At 38.0% G+C, this 17,750-nt stretch carries 16 protein-coding genes, 3 tRNA genes and 1 riboswitch; of the genes, 4 read left to right on the top strand and 15 right to left on the bottom strand.

Features of this window, described 5'->3' with window-relative positions; genetic code table 11:
* Window positions 1–151 precede the first annotated feature (151 nt).
* Window positions 152–1,924, top strand: a complete 1,773-nt coding sequence (locus V7149_RS13775) for a PhoX family protein (RefSeq protein WP_335346193.1) — start codon at window positions 152–154, stop codon at window positions 1,922–1,924.
* Between the two features lie 350 nt (window positions 1,925–2,274).
* Here the strand turns inward: V7149_RS13775 and V7149_RS13770 are convergent, their stop codons facing one another.
* The 6 genes from V7149_RS13770 to groES form a co-directional block, all read right to left on the bottom strand.
* On the bottom strand, window positions 2,275–3,234 hold the full coding sequence (locus V7149_RS13770) for an ABC transporter permease (protein WP_335346192.1): 960 nt from the start codon (window positions 3,232–3,234) through the stop codon (window positions 2,275–2,277).
* The gene (locus V7149_RS13765; RefSeq protein ID WP_335346191.1) at window positions 3,234–4,385 is read right to left on the bottom strand and encodes an ABC transporter permease; all 1,152 of its coding nucleotides are present in this window, start codon (window positions 4,383–4,385) and stop codon (window positions 3,234–3,236) included. Before V7149_RS13765 ends, V7149_RS13770 begins: the two co-directional genes overlap by 1 nt.
* Entirely contained in the window at window positions 4,378–5,910 is a 1,533-nt protein-coding gene (locus tag V7149_RS13760; RefSeq protein WP_335346190.1) for an ABC transporter ATP-binding protein, read from the bottom strand. Before V7149_RS13760 ends, V7149_RS13765 begins: the two co-directional genes overlap by 8 nt.
* A 119-nt stretch (window positions 5,911–6,029) precedes the next feature.
* Window positions 6,030–7,181 carry a BMP family lipoprotein gene (locus tag V7149_RS13755; RefSeq protein WP_335346189.1) on the bottom strand — a complete coding sequence of 384 codons (1,152 nt, stop codon included), beginning with the start codon at window positions 7,179–7,181 and terminating at the stop codon, window positions 6,030–6,032.
* Window positions 7,182–7,295: 114 nt separating this feature from the next.
* A riboswitch (purine riboswitch) is annotated at window positions 7,296–7,397 on the bottom strand.
* Between the two features lie 444 nt (window positions 7,398–7,841).
* Window positions 7,842–9,470, bottom strand: coding sequence for a chaperonin GroEL (groL, locus tag V7149_RS13750; RefSeq protein ID WP_335346188.1), 1,629 nt, complete (start codon window positions 9,468–9,470; stop codon window positions 7,842–7,844).
* A gap of 72 nt (window positions 9,471–9,542) precedes the next feature.
* The gene (groES, locus tag V7149_RS13745; protein ID WP_315667217.1) at window positions 9,543–9,827 is read right to left on the bottom strand and encodes a co-chaperone GroES; all 285 of its coding nucleotides are present in this window, start codon (window positions 9,825–9,827) and stop codon (window positions 9,543–9,545) included.
* Between the two features lie 293 nt (window positions 9,828–10,120).
* Between groES and V7149_RS13740 the strand changes: the two genes are divergently transcribed.
* Window positions 10,121–10,852, top strand: a complete 732-nt coding sequence (locus tag V7149_RS13740; protein ID WP_335346187.1) for a CPBP family intramembrane glutamic endopeptidase — start codon at window positions 10,121–10,123, stop codon at window positions 10,850–10,852.
* Window positions 10,849–11,055 carry a YdiK family protein gene (locus tag V7149_RS13735; protein WP_335346186.1) on the top strand — a complete coding sequence of 69 codons (207 nt, stop codon included), beginning with the start codon at window positions 10,849–10,851 and terminating at the stop codon, window positions 11,053–11,055. The genes V7149_RS13740 and V7149_RS13735 overlap by 4 nt, the downstream gene beginning before the upstream one ends.
* Window positions 11,056–11,088: 33 nt before the next feature.
* Here the strand turns inward: V7149_RS13735 and V7149_RS13730 are convergent, their stop codons facing one another.
* Window positions 11,089–11,736 carry a redox-sensing transcriptional repressor Rex gene (locus V7149_RS13730; RefSeq protein WP_335346185.1) on the bottom strand — a complete coding sequence of 216 codons (648 nt, stop codon included), beginning with the start codon at window positions 11,734–11,736 and terminating at the stop codon, window positions 11,089–11,091.
* Window positions 11,737–11,828: 92 nt separating this feature from the next.
* Window positions 11,829–12,320 carry a cyclic pyranopterin monophosphate synthase MoaC gene (gene moaC / locus V7149_RS13725; RefSeq protein ID WP_335346184.1) on the bottom strand — a complete coding sequence of 164 codons (492 nt, stop codon included), beginning with the start codon at window positions 12,318–12,320 and terminating at the stop codon, window positions 11,829–11,831.
* 144 nt (window positions 12,321–12,464) lie between these two features.
* On the opposite strand from moaC, the gene V7149_RS13720 reads away from it, so the two are divergent.
* Window positions 12,465–14,387 (top strand): ABC-F family ATP-binding cassette domain-containing protein, encoded by a 1,923-nt coding sequence (locus V7149_RS13720; protein ID WP_335346183.1) that lies wholly within the window; start codon window positions 12,465–12,467, stop codon window positions 14,385–14,387.
* Window positions 14,388–14,621: 234 nt separating this feature from the next.
* Here V7149_RS13720 and tsaD read toward each other — a convergent pair whose 3' ends face one another.
* From tsaD to V7149_RS13685, 7 genes are all read right to left on the bottom strand, one after another.
* Window positions 14,622–15,644, bottom strand: a complete 1,023-nt coding sequence (gene tsaD / locus V7149_RS13715) for a tRNA (adenosine(37)-N6)-threonylcarbamoyltransferase complex transferase subunit TsaD (RefSeq protein WP_335346182.1) — start codon at window positions 15,642–15,644, stop codon at window positions 14,622–14,624.
* Complete coding sequence (gene rimI / locus V7149_RS13710; protein ID WP_335346181.1) at window positions 15,644–16,093, bottom strand: ribosomal protein S18-alanine N-acetyltransferase; 450 nt, start codon at window positions 16,091–16,093, stop codon at window positions 15,644–15,646. The genes tsaD and rimI overlap by 1 nt, the downstream gene beginning before the upstream one ends.
* Before the next feature lie 17 nt (window positions 16,094–16,110).
* Window positions 16,111–16,812 (bottom strand): tRNA (adenosine(37)-N6)-threonylcarbamoyltransferase complex dimerization subunit type 1 TsaB, encoded by a 702-nt coding sequence (tsaB, locus tag V7149_RS13705; RefSeq protein WP_335346180.1) that lies wholly within the window; start codon window positions 16,810–16,812, stop codon window positions 16,111–16,113.
* Entirely contained in the window at window positions 16,809–17,264 is a 456-nt protein-coding gene (gene tsaE, locus V7149_RS13700; protein ID WP_335346179.1) for a tRNA (adenosine(37)-N6)-threonylcarbamoyltransferase complex ATPase subunit type 1 TsaE, read from the bottom strand. Before tsaE ends, tsaB begins: the two co-directional genes overlap by 4 nt.
* Window positions 17,265–17,455: 191 nt before the next feature.
* A tRNA-Asp gene (locus V7149_RS13695) sits at window positions 17,456–17,532 on the bottom strand.
* 22 nt (window positions 17,533–17,554) lie between these two features.
* Window positions 17,555–17,626, bottom strand: a tRNA-Glu gene (locus tag V7149_RS13690).
* A 15-nt stretch (window positions 17,627–17,641) separates the two neighbouring features.
* Window positions 17,642–17,732: transfer RNA gene (locus tag V7149_RS13685), tRNA-Ser, on the bottom strand.
* Window positions 17,733–17,750: the final 18 nt, after the last annotated feature.

The following is a 17,750-nucleotide window of genomic DNA, read 5'->3' as shown; positions in this document are numbered from 1 at the left end:
AACATACCAATTATTCATGAAATATTTTAGAACCAATTACTCATTTTTATTAGTATTCTAGAACATTTACATTTTCATAACCTTCAATTTACACACCCTACTTATACTTTAAGAGAAATTAAGAGATGAAACAAAAATCGGAGGAATGAAAATGAAAAAAGCAAAATATGTCGCTCCATTATTAAGTTTAGCAGTTTTATTTCCTACAGCTACGAATGTATTGGCAGAATCTAATAAAAACATTCCAGTGGAAAAAGTAGAGTTTATTGGAATGGCTGCACCTGACACAAATGAAGAACGTTCCAAAATGTACAGTGAAGCTTCTGTTAAGGTTACATACAAAAATGGCACTCAACAAACTATGCCGCTAGAGTACAAATCCTTGTTTACACCTGGCGATGAAATTAACGGAAAAATCGCAGGTGCAACATATGATGTAAATGGAAATATGATAACAAAGGCTGATGGAACACCTTATATTTCTTCATCTCCAGATAGCAACACACTTTTAAAGGTAAATGGAAAAATATATATGGTGAATCATTATGAAAGTATCCCTTCGAATCAAGTGGGAAACATGCCGGAAACAATGATGTTAAATACAATCGAACAAAATAAGGAAACTGGAGAATTAACAGTAACTGATATGATTCCAATTGATTTTTCTTCTGATGGCGGAATTTGGACTCCTTGTGCAGGTTCTTTATCTCCTTGGAATACACATTTAGGAAGTGAAGAATATGAGCCTGACGCAAGAGCACATGAGGCAAATCCTGAAAAATCTTCCGTTACTCAGTTTGCACGTAATTACTATCAAGATCCAACAGCCATCGGTAATCCTTATCTTTATGGCTATGTTCCGGAAATCTCAATTGATAATAAAGGAAAAGCAACTGCGGTAAAACACTATAGCATGGGGCGGCTTTCCATTGAAAATGTAAAGGTAGCACCAGATAATCGTACTGTTTATTTTGGGGATGATGGCAGCTACACGATGGCATTTATGTATATTGCTGATAAAGCAAAAGATTTATCGGCAGGCACTTTATATGCGGCTAAATGGATTCAAACAGGTGAAGAAAATGGCGGGTCTGCGAAGTTAGAATGGATTAAATTAGGACAGGCTACTGATCAAGAAATTAAAGAATTAGCACAAAGCACTAAATTCAGCGATATGTTTGAGACGACTACAGATGCGGAATACGCAAAAGCAAATGGATTCACAAGAACAAAAGCAGGTGGCAGAGATGAATGGTTAAAGGTTAAACCTGGAATGGAAAAAGCAGCAGCCTTCCTAGAATCTCGCCGTTATGGGGCCATCCAAGGAGCAACCGCTGAATTCAACAAAATGGAAACAGTCGAAATGAATAAGGCAGATAATAAAATATATATGACCATGTCTACAATTAGTGGTGGAATGTTAGCTAACCCTAATGATCCTACTGATGATATCCAAGTTCCTAAAATCAACGCTGGTGGAATCTATGAAATGAATTTAGCTGAAAATCAAAAAGACCGAGATGGGAATAAAATTAACAGTAAATATGTAGCAAATGAAATGGCTGGTCTGATAATGGGAGAAGACCTTCTTGTAAAAGATGCGGATGGCAACAAAGCAAACGTTGATAAAATTGCTAACCCAGATAACATTGTATACTCTGAAAAAATGAGAACTTTATTTATTGCTGAAGATAGCGGCAATCATGTCAACAACTTTGGCTGGGCATATAATATTGATACTAAGAAACTGTCACGTATTCTTTCCGCTCCAGATGGCGGAGAAGTAACAGGAATCCAAGCAATTGATAACTTAGATGGTTTTACTTATTTAATGGCTGGTTCTCAAAATCCAGGTAATGTAGGTTATATTTCTGGCCTGCCCGCTCTAGGTAATAATGGAAAAGATATAAAAGATAATAATTAACTTTCTATAAATATCATTCTTTATGGAAACCTATCCAACTTTTATAGATAGGTTTCCATTTTTTAACAACATCCATCAGTTAATAAAACTTAATAAGCAAATTTCAACCAATAGAAAAGACTAAGATTGAGGTACGATCTTCCAATCGGTCACCCCATGAAGAGAAAACGATCCTTGTTTTATAACAGATCTGTTCATACCAAGGAGAATCAACAAGCAGAGCATAAGGACATTAATACAACAAAACAATGAACATTTATGCTCATTTGACTGCAACTATATAAAAAAAGGCCTCCCACCAGTTCAGTAAACTTATGAAAGACCTTCTCTGAGATGCTTATAAAATTTATCTATCTCTTTCCTTTATCATAAATTTCACCTAATGCTCTCGGAGCGCGATTTGATTTAGAGAAAAAGATTAATAACAATAACGTTAATACATACGGTAAAATCATGAATAAATCGGTGAAACTACTTGGTAATGCCATTGACTGAGCAATATATGCTCCACCAGATTTTGCAAAACCAAATAATAGACAAGCAGCTAAAGTAGGGAGAATCCTCCAATTACCAAAAATTAATGCAGCAATGGCTAAGAATCCATATCCCATATAAATATTTGAAGAAAAGTTAGCTGAAATGGAATAGGCAAAACAAATGCCGCCTAGACCTGATAATAGACCCGATATTAGAACCGCAGAAAACCTAATTTTCGATACATTTACACCTGCTGCATCAACTGATTGAGGATTTTCCCCGCTCGCTCTTAGGCGCATGCCAAATTTAGTTTTATATAAAAGATACCAAGCAAAAATAGCAATCACTACGATAATCACTTCGAACGGATACATATTCGTAAAGACCGCACCAATCACTGGGATATTGCCTAAACCTTCAATCGTAAACCGCTCCGATACACCTAATCGAAACTTGTCCGAAGCCGCTCCAAATACAAGTGCATTTATTTGTGTCGTTAAGAAAGTCGTTAATGCTAACGCTAAAATATTTATCACGACACCACTGATCACTTGATTGGCTTTAAACTTAATACATAGCACAGCATGAATAATGGAAAAAGTCATCCCGCCAATCATCGCAAATAGTAACGCCACATAAAATAGACCTTGAATATCTGTACCGGTAGCATTTGCGATTAAAATAGCTGACAGCGCTCCGATGAATGCTCCAAAACCTTGAAAGCCCTCAAGTGCTAAATTGATAATACCGCTCTTTTCACTATATATTCCGCCTATTGCCAAAATAAAAAGAGGCAGAGCAAAGGATAATCCATCAATAATTATTGTATCCATTAGGATTCACGCTCCTTTCGATCCACTTCTTTTTCCTTCAGGCGTCTGACTTTATATTTCATGTATTCACCACATGCACTAATCAATAGGATTAACCCAATGATAACAGAAGAAATTTCTTGTCTAATTCCAGACTGTGAACTCATATACGTGCTTCCTTGATCGATAATTGATACTAAAAATGATGAAAAAATAACACCAATTGGATGGGAGTTTCCTAATAGTGATACAGCAATTGAATCAAAACCGATACTTGATAATACTTTTGGCTGTATGGAAGAAAAATAACCTAAATAATAAGTGACACCTGCAAGACCAGCCAAGCCTCCTGATATAACCATGGCTAAGACTGTATTTCTTCCAACATTAATTCCTGAGTATTTTGCTGCATTACGGTTGGAACCTACCGCTTTAAGTTCAAAACCAACTACTGTTTTGTCCATGACAAACTTTACTAAAATAGCGGTAATGATGGCTAATATAAAGCCCAATGGAATATCCATTTTCAAGTTGGCTATTTCTACATTTACTAAAGTTAATCTTGCTGCTTCTGAAATATATTTAGATTGTCTTGAAACAGGATCTATATAGTACATCTGAATAAAAAAGCTGATGACATATTGGGCAGTATAATTTAACATAATCGTAGATACGACTTCATTAATGTTAAATTTATATTTTAACCACCCTACTAATCCTCCTATTAATCCTCCAGCGACAAATCCGATTATCAAAACAAGCGGCTTTGCGATTATGGCATCTAAACCACTATAACCAACTATAATCGTCGCTATAAAACCAGAGACGAGCATTTGACCGGAAACCCCAATATTAAATAGACCCGCTTTAAAAGCAACAGCAACTGCCAAGCTTGCAAACACAAGTGGGGTCATGGCATTTAGCAAAATCAAAAAGTCAGTTAACATGCTCTTATAGCCAGCATAAGAAGGCTTAGGCAAGATTCCTGCCCCTTGGAATAAGTTATAAAATGCCTGTAAGGGATTTTTGCCAATTAATAGGATAACAACAGCCGCAGCTATAAAACTTATGATTATGGATATTAATGGAATGGTGATAGGCTGCCATTTCTCATTTCTTATTGGTCGAATAAGACTATCACTTAAGTTTTTTTTCCTTTTATCTTTACTCATGCTTTGCCCCCATCATATATTCGCCGACTTCATTCGTTGTTAAGGATTCACTGCTAGCAATTTTTTGAAGTTGGCCATTATATATAACTCCAATGGTATCCGCTACATTCATAATTTCATCTAATTCTAATGAAATAAGTAAGATCGCTTTTCCTTTATCTCGTTCTTGAATCATCATTTTATGAATATTTTCAATCGCCCCAATATCTACTCCCCGTGTTGGCTGAACGAAAATCATAAGCGGCGATTGTAACTCGATTTCGCGAGCAATAATGGCTTTTTGCTGATTACCGCCACTCATCGAACGAACTTGCGTCTTAATACCTTGTCCACTTCTAATATCATATTTATCAATCAAATGACTGCCAAATTGCTCAAATTCCTCTTTATTTAAGATTCCCTTACTAGAAAAGGGCTCCCTATAGTACTGCTTTAATGCTAAATTAGTTGATAAATCAAAATCCAAAAATAGTCCAAAGCTTTGTCTATCTTCAGGTATATAAGATATTCCCGTTTCTGTTCTGTTTCTTATACTTTCACTCGTAATGTCCTTACCCTCGAGGAGTATTTTCCCACCGCTAACCTTTGTTAATCCAGCAATGGCATCCGCTATTTCAACTTGACCATTATCTGCGACTCCAGCAATTGCAAATATTTCGCCGCTGCGGATGGTAAAGGATACATCTTTCACTACTTCAAATCCATCTTCATTTTTAACAGTTAGATGTTCTACCTTCAATACTTCCTCTTTAAACTGAGCTGGTACTTTTTCAGATTCAAAACTAACCTCTCTACCTACCATTAATTGAGCCATAAGATTAACCGATGTTGTCTTTACATCCAACACATCAATTAATTTACCTTTGTTCAATACAGCACATCGATTGGCCACTTTCTTAATTTCTTCTAGCTTATGTGTAATTAATATGATTGTTTTTCCACCGTTCCTTAAGCCTTCGATAATACCGAGCAAGTAATCAATTTCTTGTGGCGTTAAGACTGCAGTTGGTTCATCAAAAATAAGGATTTCTGCTTCACGATAAAGCACCTTCAAAATTTCTACCCGTTGCTGCATCGAAACAGTAAGATCAGCTATCCTTTTCGTAGGGTCCACTTCTAAACCAAATTTTTTAGACAGTTCTTCAATTTTACGATTGGCATTTCGAATATCTACGTATGGAAAGAGACCTGCGAATTTTTTCATAGGCTCTACACCTAATATGATATTCTCTGTAATCGTATAATCAGGGACTAACTTAAAATGCTGATGGACCATTCCAATGTTCAGCTTTGCCGCATGGTTCGGTGAACTAATTTGTACTTTATCTCCCCGAATATAAATTTCTCCTTCATCCGGTTCATACATTCCACTCAAAATACTCATCAGAGTTGATTTACCTGCACCATTTTCTCCAAGCAAGGCAAAAATTTCTCCTTTTTTAATACCAATGGATACATCATCATTCGCTACTATTCCAGGAAATCGTTTGGTTATATGTTTCATTTCTACAATATAATCAGACATCTTTCGTCTCCTTTTTCAGGAAAAATAATTTAAAAGAAGTTCATCATTCCCTAGTTTTACTTAAATTAGGAAATGATAAACTTCTAATGGTTCATTTCATTACTTTTTTCTATTTAATGTTATAACCCTGGAAACTTTTCTGGAGTATGGCCATTAAAATTAGATGCAGGTACAATTTTACCTTCTTGAACTAACTTGTAAGCTTCATTCATTTTACTAAGTGCATCCTCTGATAATTGATGACGGCCTTCTTCTTTTATAAAACCAGTTGAATCTGTATCTGCATAAAGAACGACATTTCCACCTTTAAAGCTTCCGTCAGCAACAGAATTTAATACCTTTTCAATATTCATAGCCATGAACTTTACCGCAGATGTTAATACGATATTTTCAGAACCATTTACACCTTCATCAAATTGGTCAACATCCACACCAATGACTTTAATATCGCCTTTAGCTTCCTTAACTGCTGTGAATACCCCATTACCAGTACCACCTGCAGCAACAAAAATGATATCTACACCTTGTTTCATTAACGCATTTCCAATAACTTTACCAGTTGCTTCATCTGCAAAAGATCCTGCGTAGTTACCACCCACATCGGCACCAGTTACATCCGTCCCAGCATAACCTGATAATTCAACCATTTCAACATTTTTTCCATATACTGCATTTACATAATTTACACCAGATTCAAAGCCAAATTGATAATTTACATTTGAAGGATAAGCTATCCCATTTACAACCGCTACTTTATTCGATTTTGTTTCAAGTGCTGCAGCCATTCCTGCAAAAAAGCCACTTTCTTGTTCAGCGAAATTCATCGCATATACATTATCGAATTCCTTTTGATCCCCTACAGGTGCAGGCTCTGAGTCATTTAAAATAAAAATTTTATCAGGATTTTCTACAGCAATACTAGAAACTCCAGCAAATTGAAACCCAGGTGTGATAATAACATCATAATCTGCCACAATATCAGCAACAGCTTGTATAGACGCTGCAGGATCGCCACTTTCTTCTCTAACAGCCTTTACTGTTGCTGTTGGATGCTTTTCAATAAAGCTCAAAATACCTTTATAATTATCTTCATTAAAGCTGGCATCATCAACACCTGAAGGGCTTGTTACTATGGCAATTTTTAATCCTTCTTCTCCTTTTCCAGACTTAGCTTCATTGTCATTAGCTGAGTCATTTCCGCATGCTGCCATTACTGCAGTCATTAAAGCTATAAATAATATCATTACAATTTTCTTTGTGCTTTTTGTCATTGAAATAATCCTCCTAAGTTAATCATGTTGAATTGCTGCTTGTGTAAAAATAAAAAAGCACCGATTTACACCGGTGCTTGACTTTAGGAAGGTAGATAATGGAGTTTATTTCCATACTTATATACACAACCTCGTAGTCAAGCTATTCACGGTAGCTTGGTAGAAACTTTCGGGCCACATCCCCAATATTATACGAGAATAACATTTATTTTATACTAACCCATAGTAACATCAGAAAATCCAACCGTCAATAAAAACACGAATACTTTTTTAAAATAAATCATTAATGTTCGGAAATTGAGTGAGTAGTGCGAATTATTAGCTAAGAATAAAAAATATTGATAACCACAATCCTTGTTGCAATCGATCAGGAAATATAATAAAAAAACAAAAAGCCGCGTGAGAGTCTATTCTCCGCAGCCTTATTAATATAGTGGGGCAATAGAACGTGTCCCGATTTTCCCAAAATACTTTATTAGCATAATAACTAAGCTTTAATTTTCCATTAAGACGGGTGCTCGGGACTTTCTGAGTAATCTTATCTTACAGTCATATTCAACAGCCATGGAGACATACATGTCCAAAGGGAAATTTTCCAATAAAAAGCTTCTCAAAAGTCTAATGACTTATGAGAAGCTTCTTTTTTCTGGTGAGGCGTTATTACATCATTCCGCCCATTCCACCCATACCGCCCATATCAGGCATTGCAGGTGCGTTTGGTTCTGGTTTGTCAGCGATAACAGCTTCAGTAGTTAGAAGCATAGCTGCTACGGAACCAGCGTTTTGAAGAGCAGAACGAGTTACTTTCTTAGGATCCACGATACCAGCTTCGATCATGTTAACCCACTCGCCAGTAGCAGCATTGAAGCCGATTCCAACTTCTTCGCGCTTTAAGCGGTCAACGATAACTGAACCTTCTAGGCCAGCGTTTTGAGCGATTGTGCGTACAGGCTCTTCCATCGCGCGTAATACGATGTTGATTCCTGTTTGGATATCGCCTTCTTCTTGTAGAGCAGCTACTTTGTTGTAAACATTAAGTAGAGCTACTCCACCACCAGATACGATTCCTTCTTCAACAGCTGCACGAGTTGCGTTTAGAGCATCTTCAATGCGAAGCTTGCGCTCTTTCAATTCAGTTTCTGTAGCAGCACCTACTTTAACAACTGCCACACCACCTGCTAATTTAGCTAAGCGCTCTTGTAATTTTTCTTTATCGAATTCAGAAGTAGTTTCTTCTAATTGAACACGGATTTGGTTTATACGAGAAGCGATTTGTGCGCTGTCTCCTGCACCTTCAACGATAGTTGTGTTTTCTTTCGTTACAACTACTTTAGAAGCGCGTCCTAAAGATTCGATTGTTGCAGATTTCAAGTCACGGCCTAATTCTTCAGTGATGACTTCACCACCAGTTAGGATCGCGATGTCTTCAAGCATTGCTTTACGGCGATCACCAAAGCCAGGAGCTTTAACCGCTACTGCATTGAATGTTCCACGAAGCTTATTCACTACTAATGTAGCAAGTGCTTCCCCTTCAACATCTTCAGCAACAAGCAATAATGGCTTGCCTTGTTGAACCACTTGCTCAAGAACTGGAAGGATTTCTTGAATGCTAGTGATTTTTTTATCAGTGATTAAGATATATGGATTATCAAGAATTGCTTCCATTTTGTCTGAGTCTGTTACCATGTATGGAGAAGCGTATCCACGGTCGAATTGCATACCTTCTACGACATCAAGCTCAGTTGTGAAGCCTTTTGATTCTTCGATTGTGATAACTCCATCGTTACCAACGCGCTCCATAGCTTCAGCGATAAGAGCACCAACCTCTTTATCATCAGAAGAAATAGCAGCAACTTGTGCAATAGACTCTTTGCCTTCGATTGGCTTAGCGATTGCTTGTAATTCTTCTACAGCAGTCGCAACCGCTTTTTCGATTCCTTTACGGATACCCATTGGGTTTGCACCAGCTGTTACGTTTTTAAGACCTTCGCGGATCATTGCTTGAGCAAGAACCGTTGCAGTTGTTGTACCGTCACCAGCAACATCGTTTGTTTTGCTTGCAACTTCAGCAACAAGCTTTGCACCCATGTTTTCGAAAGCATCTTCTAATTCGATTTCTTTCGCGATCGTTACACCGTCATTTGTAATTAACGGAGAACCGAATTTTTTCTCAAGAACCACGTTGCGTCCTTTTGGTCCAAGAGTTACTTTTACTGCATCCGCAAGAGCGTCTACTCCGCGAAGCATTGCGCGGCGTGCATCTTCACTAAATTTAATCTCTTTTGCCATAATAAATAACCTCCTCGAAATAGTTAAATAGGCAGTTCAAACCAAATAAAATTGTAAAGCTGTATGGCTAGATTAGCCAATAACAGCAAGAATGTCGTTTTCGCGTAAAATTAAATATTCTTTGCCTTCGTACTTCACTTCAGTACCAGCATATTTTGAGAAGATAATACGGTCGCCTTGAGCAACTTCAAGAGCTACACGCTCACCGTTCTCAAGAACGCGTCCAGTTCCAACAGCAACTACATTGCCTTCTTGAGGCTTTTCTTTTGCAGTGTCCGGCAAAACGATGCCGCTTGCAGTTTTTTCTTCAGTTTCAACAAGCTCGATAATAATTCGATCACCTAGTGGCTTTAACAAGTGAAACAACCTCCTCAATAAATATGTAAATTTTTTTATTAGCACTCTCATCTGCTGAGTGCTAACACAATTATTATATTAATGAATCTATTGCATATTTGCAAGAGTGAAGCTCAATTTTTTTGTAAAAAATATTTAAAGTGGGCTACATTATTTTTACAGTCATTGCCAAATGCTAGTTTATCCTTAATATCCACGCAGCAAACCATCTTTTTATGTCTACAATTTGAAACTTGGACCTTTTTACGGGTAAAATGAGGATTGATATACACAATGGATAAGGAGATAAAATATTGAAAAAAGAGTATTGGTATATTCTTATTGCTTATACAGGGATGCAATTATCGAGCTTAATCGGGGTCCCGTTCATTGCGTTTTGGGGAACACTATCCGGGAAAAGCATGGCCGATATGGAAACAATCGCTGTCACATCTTGGATTGTCATTAGCTTTACGATCACATTAATTATTACGTTGGCAATCCTCCGAAAAGAAATGAAGGAAAGCCTTTCTATGAGAAATGCAACTTCTGCAGGTACTTCCATAGCCTGGGCCATTGGCGGAGTATTCCTTGCATTATTTGCGCAATCTATTGCCGCCAATATAGAAAATTTAATCGGAATTGAAATGGGATCGGAAAACACACAGCAAATTATTAGGCTTATTCAAGCTTCACCCATAGTCGTTGTGATCAGCTCAATTATTGGGCCAATCCTAGAGGAAATTGTCTTCCGAAAGGTTATTTTCGGAACGCTTCATAAGCGGCTAAACTTTTTTCTTTCTGCCTTAATAAGTTCTGTTATTTTTGCTCTAGCTCACTTTGAGTTTGAACATATTCTGTTGTACTCAGCGATGGGCTTTACTTTTGCTTTCCTATATGTCAAAACAAAGCGAATTCTAGTGCCGATTTTTGCGCATGTGGCCATGAATACACTTGTCGTCATTATCCAATTTAACAGAGAAAATATTGAAAACTGGATAAAAGAAGTGGAAAAAATGCAAAGCTTTATTGGAGGATTTTTATGAGAAGGACACCATTGTTATCAGGCATCATTTATATTATTCTTGGGATCCTCTTTACCTATATCGCGATCCAAAGCATTCAAAGAAACGATGGCTGGGGAATATTTACTTACTTTCTTATTATTATCGCAACCCTTGACTTAGGTACTGGCCTGCGGATGGTTGCCTTTCATTTCAAAATCGTCAATAACAAACAAAGAAAATGAGCACTATACAAATGCTCATTTTCTTTGTTTAGCTTATTCTTCCTCTTGTGGATAATGCTTAAGAAAGTAGATAAGCGACTGCAGCTCCACAGCTAAATCGATATGATGAATTCTGATGGAGGACGGCACAGATAAACGTGCAGGAGTAAAATTCAAAATTCCTTTTACACTGCCTTGAACAATTCGGTCAGCAATCGGTTGGGCTGCAAGAGCAGGAACAGTTAAAATCACAACTTGAATTTGTTCGTCCTCGATTACTTTTTCTAGATCACTCATATGGAATATCGGTACATCCCCAATGTATGTGCCAACTTTTCCTTCGTCTACATCAAAGGCTACTTCAATTTTCGTATTATTGTTTTTGAGGAAATTATAGTTTAAAAAGGCAGTGCCTAAATTACCAACCCCAATAAGAGCTACCTTCGTTAATTCATCCTGATCTAACGTTTTCCGAAAAAAGGTAAGCAAATAATTTACATTATAGCCATACCCTTTTTTCCCTAAAGCGCCAAAGTAGGAAAAATCCCGCCGAATTGTAGCAGAATCAACTTTTACCGCTTCACTTAATTCTGCAGAAGAGACTCTTTGTTTCCCAGAAGCATGCAAATTTTTTAAGAATCGATAATATAAAGGAAGCCGTTTGGCCGTTGCTTGTGGAATTTTTAATGACTCATTCGCCATTATCTTATCTCCTCTCGTAGAAACCTTTACGTTTGCTCATATGACAAATGTTTTATCAGTTAGCAGCTTTACTTCTTTAAATACACAATACATTATAACAAGGAATCCCTTTTAAAATCCCCATTTTTTCCGCCTGTCTTTTCTACTAAATAGGTTTTGCCAATGACCATCCCTTTATCAACAGCCTTACACATATCATAAACTGTTAAGGCACATACAGATGCTGCTGTTAACGCTTCCATTTCAACTCCAGTATGACCCTTTGTTTTGACCGTAGCTTCAATGAGCAGTGTATATTCTTCTTGATCGACATTCCATGAGTAGGAAATATCTACTCCCGTTAAAGGAATGGGATGACACATCGGAATAATTTCCCATGTTTTCTTGCATGCCATCACACCCGCAACTTGTGCTACGGCGAGGACATCTCCTTTTTTCATTGTATTCAAAGTGATTTTTTCATATATTTCTTGATTAACTGTAATACTTGAGTGAGCAATCGCAGTTCGGACCGTCACAGATTTCTCGCTAATATCGACCATCTTTGCTCTGCCTTCTTGATTAAAATGGGTAAAATCAGACATTAATAACACCTCACAACAAAATCATACACTATTTTTAGCCAAATGTGTAAAACACTTCACAATAATTCAAGTCCATCCTCACACACATTGCCCAACAAATATGAATGAGTTACACTTATTCTATAAAGCTTGAGGTGAACAAAAATGATTTTATTACAAGTCAATCAATTAATAAAGAACTTTGGTGCTGAAGTTATATTATCGAATATAAAGCTTGAAGTACAAACTAGAGATAGAATTGCCCTTGTGGGGCGCAACGGGGCTGGCAAGTCCACGCTTTTAAAAATGATAGCTGGCCAAATGTCCTATGATTCCGGTGACATTATTAAGCCTAAGGAAGTGGAAATCGGCTACCTTGCCCAAAATACCGGACTCGAGTCAGAAAGATCCATTTGGGATGAAATGTTAACTGTATTCGAGCATCTGCAAAAGCTTGAAAAGGAATTGCGGAAGCTCGAAGGTGAAATGTCTGATCCGCAAGCAATGGCTAATCCCGAAAAATATGAACGCATCTTAAAAGAATACGATGATCGGCAAGTTCAATTTAAAGAACAAGGCGGTTATCAGTACGAATCAGACATTCGCTCCGTTCTTCATGGACTGAACTTTCAATCCTTTAGCTATGATACGAAAATATCCACTTTAAGCGGGGGGCAAAAAACGAGGCTTGCTCTAGGAAAACTGCTGTTAAAGAAGCCTGATATTTTAATTTTGGACGAGCCTACCAACCATCTAGACATTGATACTTTATCTTGGCTTGAGCAATATTTGCTAACGTATGACGGGGCCATTTTAATCGTTTCCCATGATCGATATTTTTTAGATAAAGTCGTCTCCCAAGTCTATGAATTATCAAGAAATCAAAGCAAAAAATATATCGGTAACTACAGCTCTTATCTTGACCAAAAAGCGGCAAACTATGAACGTGACTTGAAGCAATTTGAAAAGCAGCAGGAAGAAGTAGCTAAACTGCAAGACTTTATTCAACGCAATCTGGCTCGGGCCTCCACAACCAAAAGGGCACAGAGCCGCAGAAAACAGCTGGAGAGAATGGAATTAATGGATCGTCCTTTAGGGGATGAGAAGTCTGCTAATTTCGGTTTCCAAATTGAAAGGCAAACAGGCAATGAAGTGCTGAAGGTGGAATCTGTTGCTGTAGGATACAATGATGAAATGATTTCGAAAAATATTTCCTTCCGAATTACTCGTGGAGAAAGTATAGCCCTTGTGGGACCCAATGGAATTGGCAAATCCACACTTTTAAAAACGATTATTGAGAAACTTCCTTCACTTGCAGGAAGTATACACTACGGATCTAACATAGCCATTGGCTATTATGATCAGGAACAGGCTGAGCTCACCTCGAACAAACGTGTACTTAATGAACTTTGGGATGAATATCCACTTACACCAGAAAAGGAAATCCGAACTGTGTTAGGAAACTTCCTCTTTTCGGGTGATGATGTACTAAAAACCGTCTCGACTTTAAGCGGAGGAGAGAAGGCTCGTCTAGCATTGGCAAAATTAATGATGCAAAAAGCCAATTTCTTAATACTGGATGAGCCAACAAACCATCTCGATTTAGATAGTAAAGAGATATTAGAAAATGCTTTAATCGATTATCCTGGAACAATTCTGTTTGTTTCTCATGATCGCTATTTTATTAATCGAATTACTACAAAGGTTCTTGAGCTTCACGAAAATGGAGCAACTGAGTTTCTTGGCGATTACGATTATTATGTTGAGAAGAAGCAAGAACAGGAAGAGTTAAAAGCTTTGGACCTTGCAGAAAAGTCCTCCTTCCCTACTCACGTAAATCAAGATAAAAGCAGCTATCAGATGGATAAGGAAGCAAAAAAGTTAGAAAGACAAAAACAGAGAAGATTAGAAGAAGTTGAAAAGCTTATCGGGGGATTGGAGGCGCAAATTGCTGAATTCGAACAGCTTCTGTGTGAGCCCGAAATATATCAAGATCATGAAAGGGTCTTGGAAATAACGAAAGAAAATAACGAGGCAAAGACCAAATTAGAAGAATTAGTTGAAGAGTGGACTGTACTAGCAGAGTAGCAGAATAATTTTTTTGCTGAAATTTGACCCAGGAGTTTATTACTCCTGGTATTTTTTTATCCACAAAATTATTCACATAAAAACAACTGAAGTAATGGGATTCCACAGACTTTTCCACATTATCCACATTTAATTGGCTTTTTATCCACATTATACACATAAAATTTAAACAATTGCCATTTTATCCACAAAAAACGTCCAAGTAGTAACTGGGACGTTTTTCTTATATTCGAATTAGTTGTGGATAGTAATTTCAAGACCTGGGTTCGCATTTAATGCCATAGTTGATCGCACACCTTTTTCAAATAGGATACTCCCGGCAGCTGCGATCATTGCCGCATTATCCGTACATAAATGTAGTGGCGGGATGACCAATTCAATCCCAGGCAGCTTGTCAAATTCCTTCTGTAACACTGAGCGCAAACCCTTATTGGCCGCAACCCCACCTGCTAATAATACTTGTTTTACCTTATATTCTTCTACAGCTTTCAGCGTTTTAGTAACAAGGACATCAATCACACTTGCCTGAAAGCTTGCCGCCAGATCTTCTGGGGAAATCTTTTCCCCACGCTGTTCAGCATTGTGGACAGTGTTGATAACTGCAGATTTTAATCCGCTAAAACTAAAATCATAAGACCCTTCATCCAGCCACGCTCTCGGTAAGTTAATGGTGGCTTCCCCAACATGTGCTAACCGGTCAATATGAGGTCCACCCGGATAAGGAAGATTCAAGGTTCTAGCTACTTTATCATACGCCTCTCCAGCAGCATCATCCCTTGTTTCACCAATGACCTCAAAGTGGCCATTTTCTTTCATAAAAACCAGCTCTGTATGTCCGCCAGAAACAACAAGGGAGAGTAACGGAAATTCTAGCTCTGTAACAAGGCGGTTCGCATAAATATGACCTGCAATATGATGCACACCCACTAATGGGATATTATGAGCAAAGGCAAGCGCTTTTGCAGCGTTTACGCCCACTAATAATGCACCGACAAGGCCTGGACCTTCTGTGACTGCAATTGCATCCAAATCATCGAAGCTTAGTTCTGCCTGTTTTAATGCTTCCTCAAGAACAATGGTTATCTGTTCCACATGGTGCCTCGAAGCAATTTCAGGTACAACGCCTCCGAACCTTTTATGACTTTCTATCTGTGATGCCACAATATTTGAGGCAATTTCCCTGCCGTTTTTGACAATCGCTACCGATGTTTCATCACAGCTTGTTTCAATACCCATAATATATTGATCTTTATTCATTATAAATTCACCCACATTACTAATGCATCTTCTCGATTATCAGTATAATAACTTTTTCGAATGCCTCCATCCTGAAAGCCTAGCTTTCTGTACAAAGACTGGGCAATAGAATTGGTCACACGGACTTCAAGTGTCATCGTTCGAGCGCCCATTTCTGAGGATATCTCCATGATCTTCTTCATTAATGCTTCTCCAAGCTTCAACCCTCGGTATTCAGGCAAGACGGCTACATTTGTAATATGCGCCTCATCAACGATTACCCAAACCCCGCAGTAGCCAATTAATCTTCCTTCATCCTCTAATCCGATATATACGGCAAATTTGTTTTGTTTAAATTCGTTTTTAAAAGCTTCTTCCGTCCACGGCAATGTAAATGAGGCATGTTCAATTTTCAACACCTCATTAACATCTTTTTCACTTAAAAAACGAAAAGTGAAAGAATTCGTCATTATGTTCTTCCTCATCATTACTTTTTCTCTTTGTTAGCCTTTAGCCAATTCGTTTCCGCTTCTGCCAAACGGATATAGTTAGGAACGAAGGAATGTATATCCTCCCCTTCTTTATCTCTTCCTAGCAAAGCAAGCTCTGACGGCCGGGGATTTTGTTCCGTGATTTCTGCAAAAACAGCCTGGTCTCCAAGAAGATCCTTCAGAATAGGCTGATGCAACGGCAAATCATTACCGATAAATAGAATTCTCCGTTCCTGTTCCTTTAGCTTTGCTGCCCATTCTGTTGATAATAAAAGCTGATCTTTTTGTAAAGTATGTATGTTTCCATCAACAAATTGGTAGAGACCTGTATAGATTTGTCCTCTTCTTGCATCGAATAGTGGAGATATAGCACCCTCGAAATAACGTCCAGCTGATGCAGCAGAAACTTCTAGGCTTGAAATTCCCACTAATGGGATGTTAAGGGTCCAAGCTAATGTTTTCGCAATGGTAACGCCAATTCTAACACCTGTGTAAGAGCCTGGCCCTTTAGCTACAACAATTTTTGAAAGGTCAGCTGGCTTTATATCACAATCATGCAATAAAGCTTCAATAGCTGGCATGACCCGTATGGAGTGATTCTTTTTTAGATTTGTGATATATTCGCCTTTTACTTGATCCCCATCCAATATCGCAACACCTAACGTATAATTAGATGTATCAATAGAAAGCACCTTCATCCTAATATCTCCTTACATAACTCCTCGTATCTTTTACCCTTTGGTTCTAATACAAATCTTCTGGAACCATCCTCACCTAGAAAAAGAGAAATCGTCAACAATTCAGCAGGCAACTGACTTTCTATTAAATGAGCCCATTCAACAACTGTCACCCCATCCCCTTCAAAGTATTCATCAAATCCTAGATCTTCAAAGGAATCTTCTACTCGGTAAACATCCATATGATATAACGGAAGCCTGCCTTGATATTCCTTAATAATGGTAAAAGTAGGACTGTTAACATTTCTATTAATTTCTAACCCAATGGCCAATCCTTTCGTAAACGTGGTTTTCCCTGCGCCAAGATCGCCTTCAAGAGCGATGACATCTCCGGGCTGCAGAAGGGTGGCCAGACGTTTTGAAAATTCCATCGTATCATCAGGATGTTTCGAAATAAACTCATATATACTCATAATAATTGATCACCATTATTTTTCTTAAATTGGAATAACTAACTCAACTGATTATTATCAAAAAAACCTTAGGATGCATCCTAAGGGTATCTTTCATATATAGTGTACATGATTTTAAATCTGCTAGCAAAATATGCTGTGCAAAATAAAAAAAGACGAAACCTAGTTTCGTTCTTGTTTAAGCATGTAAATGGCGGTCCGGACGGGACTCGAACCCGCGACCTCCTGCGTGACAGGCAGGCATTCTAACCAACTGAACTACCGGACCATATTAAATTTTTTATTAAAAGTGACCCATACGGGATTCGAACCCGTGTTACCGCCGTGAAAGGGCGGTGTCTTAACCGCTTGACCAATGGGCCATACATAAATATCTCTGGCGGAGAAGGAGGGATTTGAACCCTCGCGCCGCTTACGCGACCTACACCCTTAGCAGGGGCGCCTCTTCAGCCTCTTGAGTACTTCCCCATAAATGGCTCCGCAGGT

The sequence above is a fragment of the Bacillus sp. JJ1503 genome (assembly GCF_036965125.1).
GTDB lineage: Bacteria > Bacillota > Bacilli > Bacillales > Cytobacillaceae > Cytobacillus.
This window is presented reverse-complemented; position numbering and strand designations above follow the sequence as displayed.

Excerpts from the sequence above, each read along its gene's own strand:
- V7149_RS13775 (WP_335346193.1), top strand. The coding sequence starts at position 152 with ATGAAAAAAGCAAAATATGTCGCTCCATTATTAAGTTTAGCAGTTTTA.
- V7149_RS13770 (WP_335346192.1), bottom strand. The coding sequence starts at position 3,234 with ATGGATACAATAATTATTGATGGATTATCCTTTGCTCTGCCTCTTTTT.
- V7149_RS13765 (WP_335346191.1), bottom strand. The coding sequence starts at position 4,385 with ATGAGTAAAGATAAAAGGAAAAAAAACTTAAGTGATAGTCTTATTCGA.
- V7149_RS13760 (WP_335346190.1), bottom strand. The coding sequence starts at position 5,910 with ATGTCTGATTATATTGTAGAAATGAAACATATAACCAAACGATTTCCT.
- V7149_RS13755 (WP_335346189.1), bottom strand. The coding sequence starts at position 7,181 with ATGACAAAAAGCACAAAGAAAATTGTAATGATATTATTTATAGCTTTA.
- groL (WP_335346188.1), bottom strand. The coding sequence starts at position 9,470 with ATGGCAAAAGAGATTAAATTTAGTGAAGATGCACGCCGCGCAATGCTT.
- V7149_RS13735 (WP_335346186.1), top strand. The coding sequence starts at position 10,849 with ATGAGAAGGACACCATTGTTATCAGGCATCATTTATATTATTCTTGGG.
- V7149_RS13730 (WP_335346185.1), bottom strand. The coding sequence starts at position 11,736 with ATGGCGAATGAGTCATTAAAAATTCCACAAGCAACGGCCAAACGGCTT.
- moaC (WP_335346184.1), bottom strand. The coding sequence starts at position 12,320 with ATGTCTGATTTTACCCATTTTAATCAAGAAGGCAGAGCAAAGATGGTC.
- V7149_RS13720 (WP_335346183.1), top strand. The coding sequence starts at position 12,465 with ATGATTTTATTACAAGTCAATCAATTAATAAAGAACTTTGGTGCTGAA.
- tsaD (WP_335346182.1), bottom strand. The coding sequence starts at position 15,644 with ATGAATAAAGATCAATATATTATGGGTATTGAAACAAGCTGTGATGAA.
- rimI (WP_335346181.1), bottom strand. The coding sequence starts at position 16,093 with ATGACGAATTCTTTCACTTTTCGTTTTTTAAGTGAAAAAGATGTTAAT.
- tsaB (WP_335346180.1), bottom strand. The coding sequence starts at position 16,812 with ATGAAGGTGCTTTCTATTGATACATCTAATTATACGTTAGGTGTTGCG.
- tsaE (WP_335346179.1), bottom strand. The coding sequence starts at position 17,264 with ATGAGTATATATGAGTTTATTTCGAAACATCCTGATGATACGATGGAA.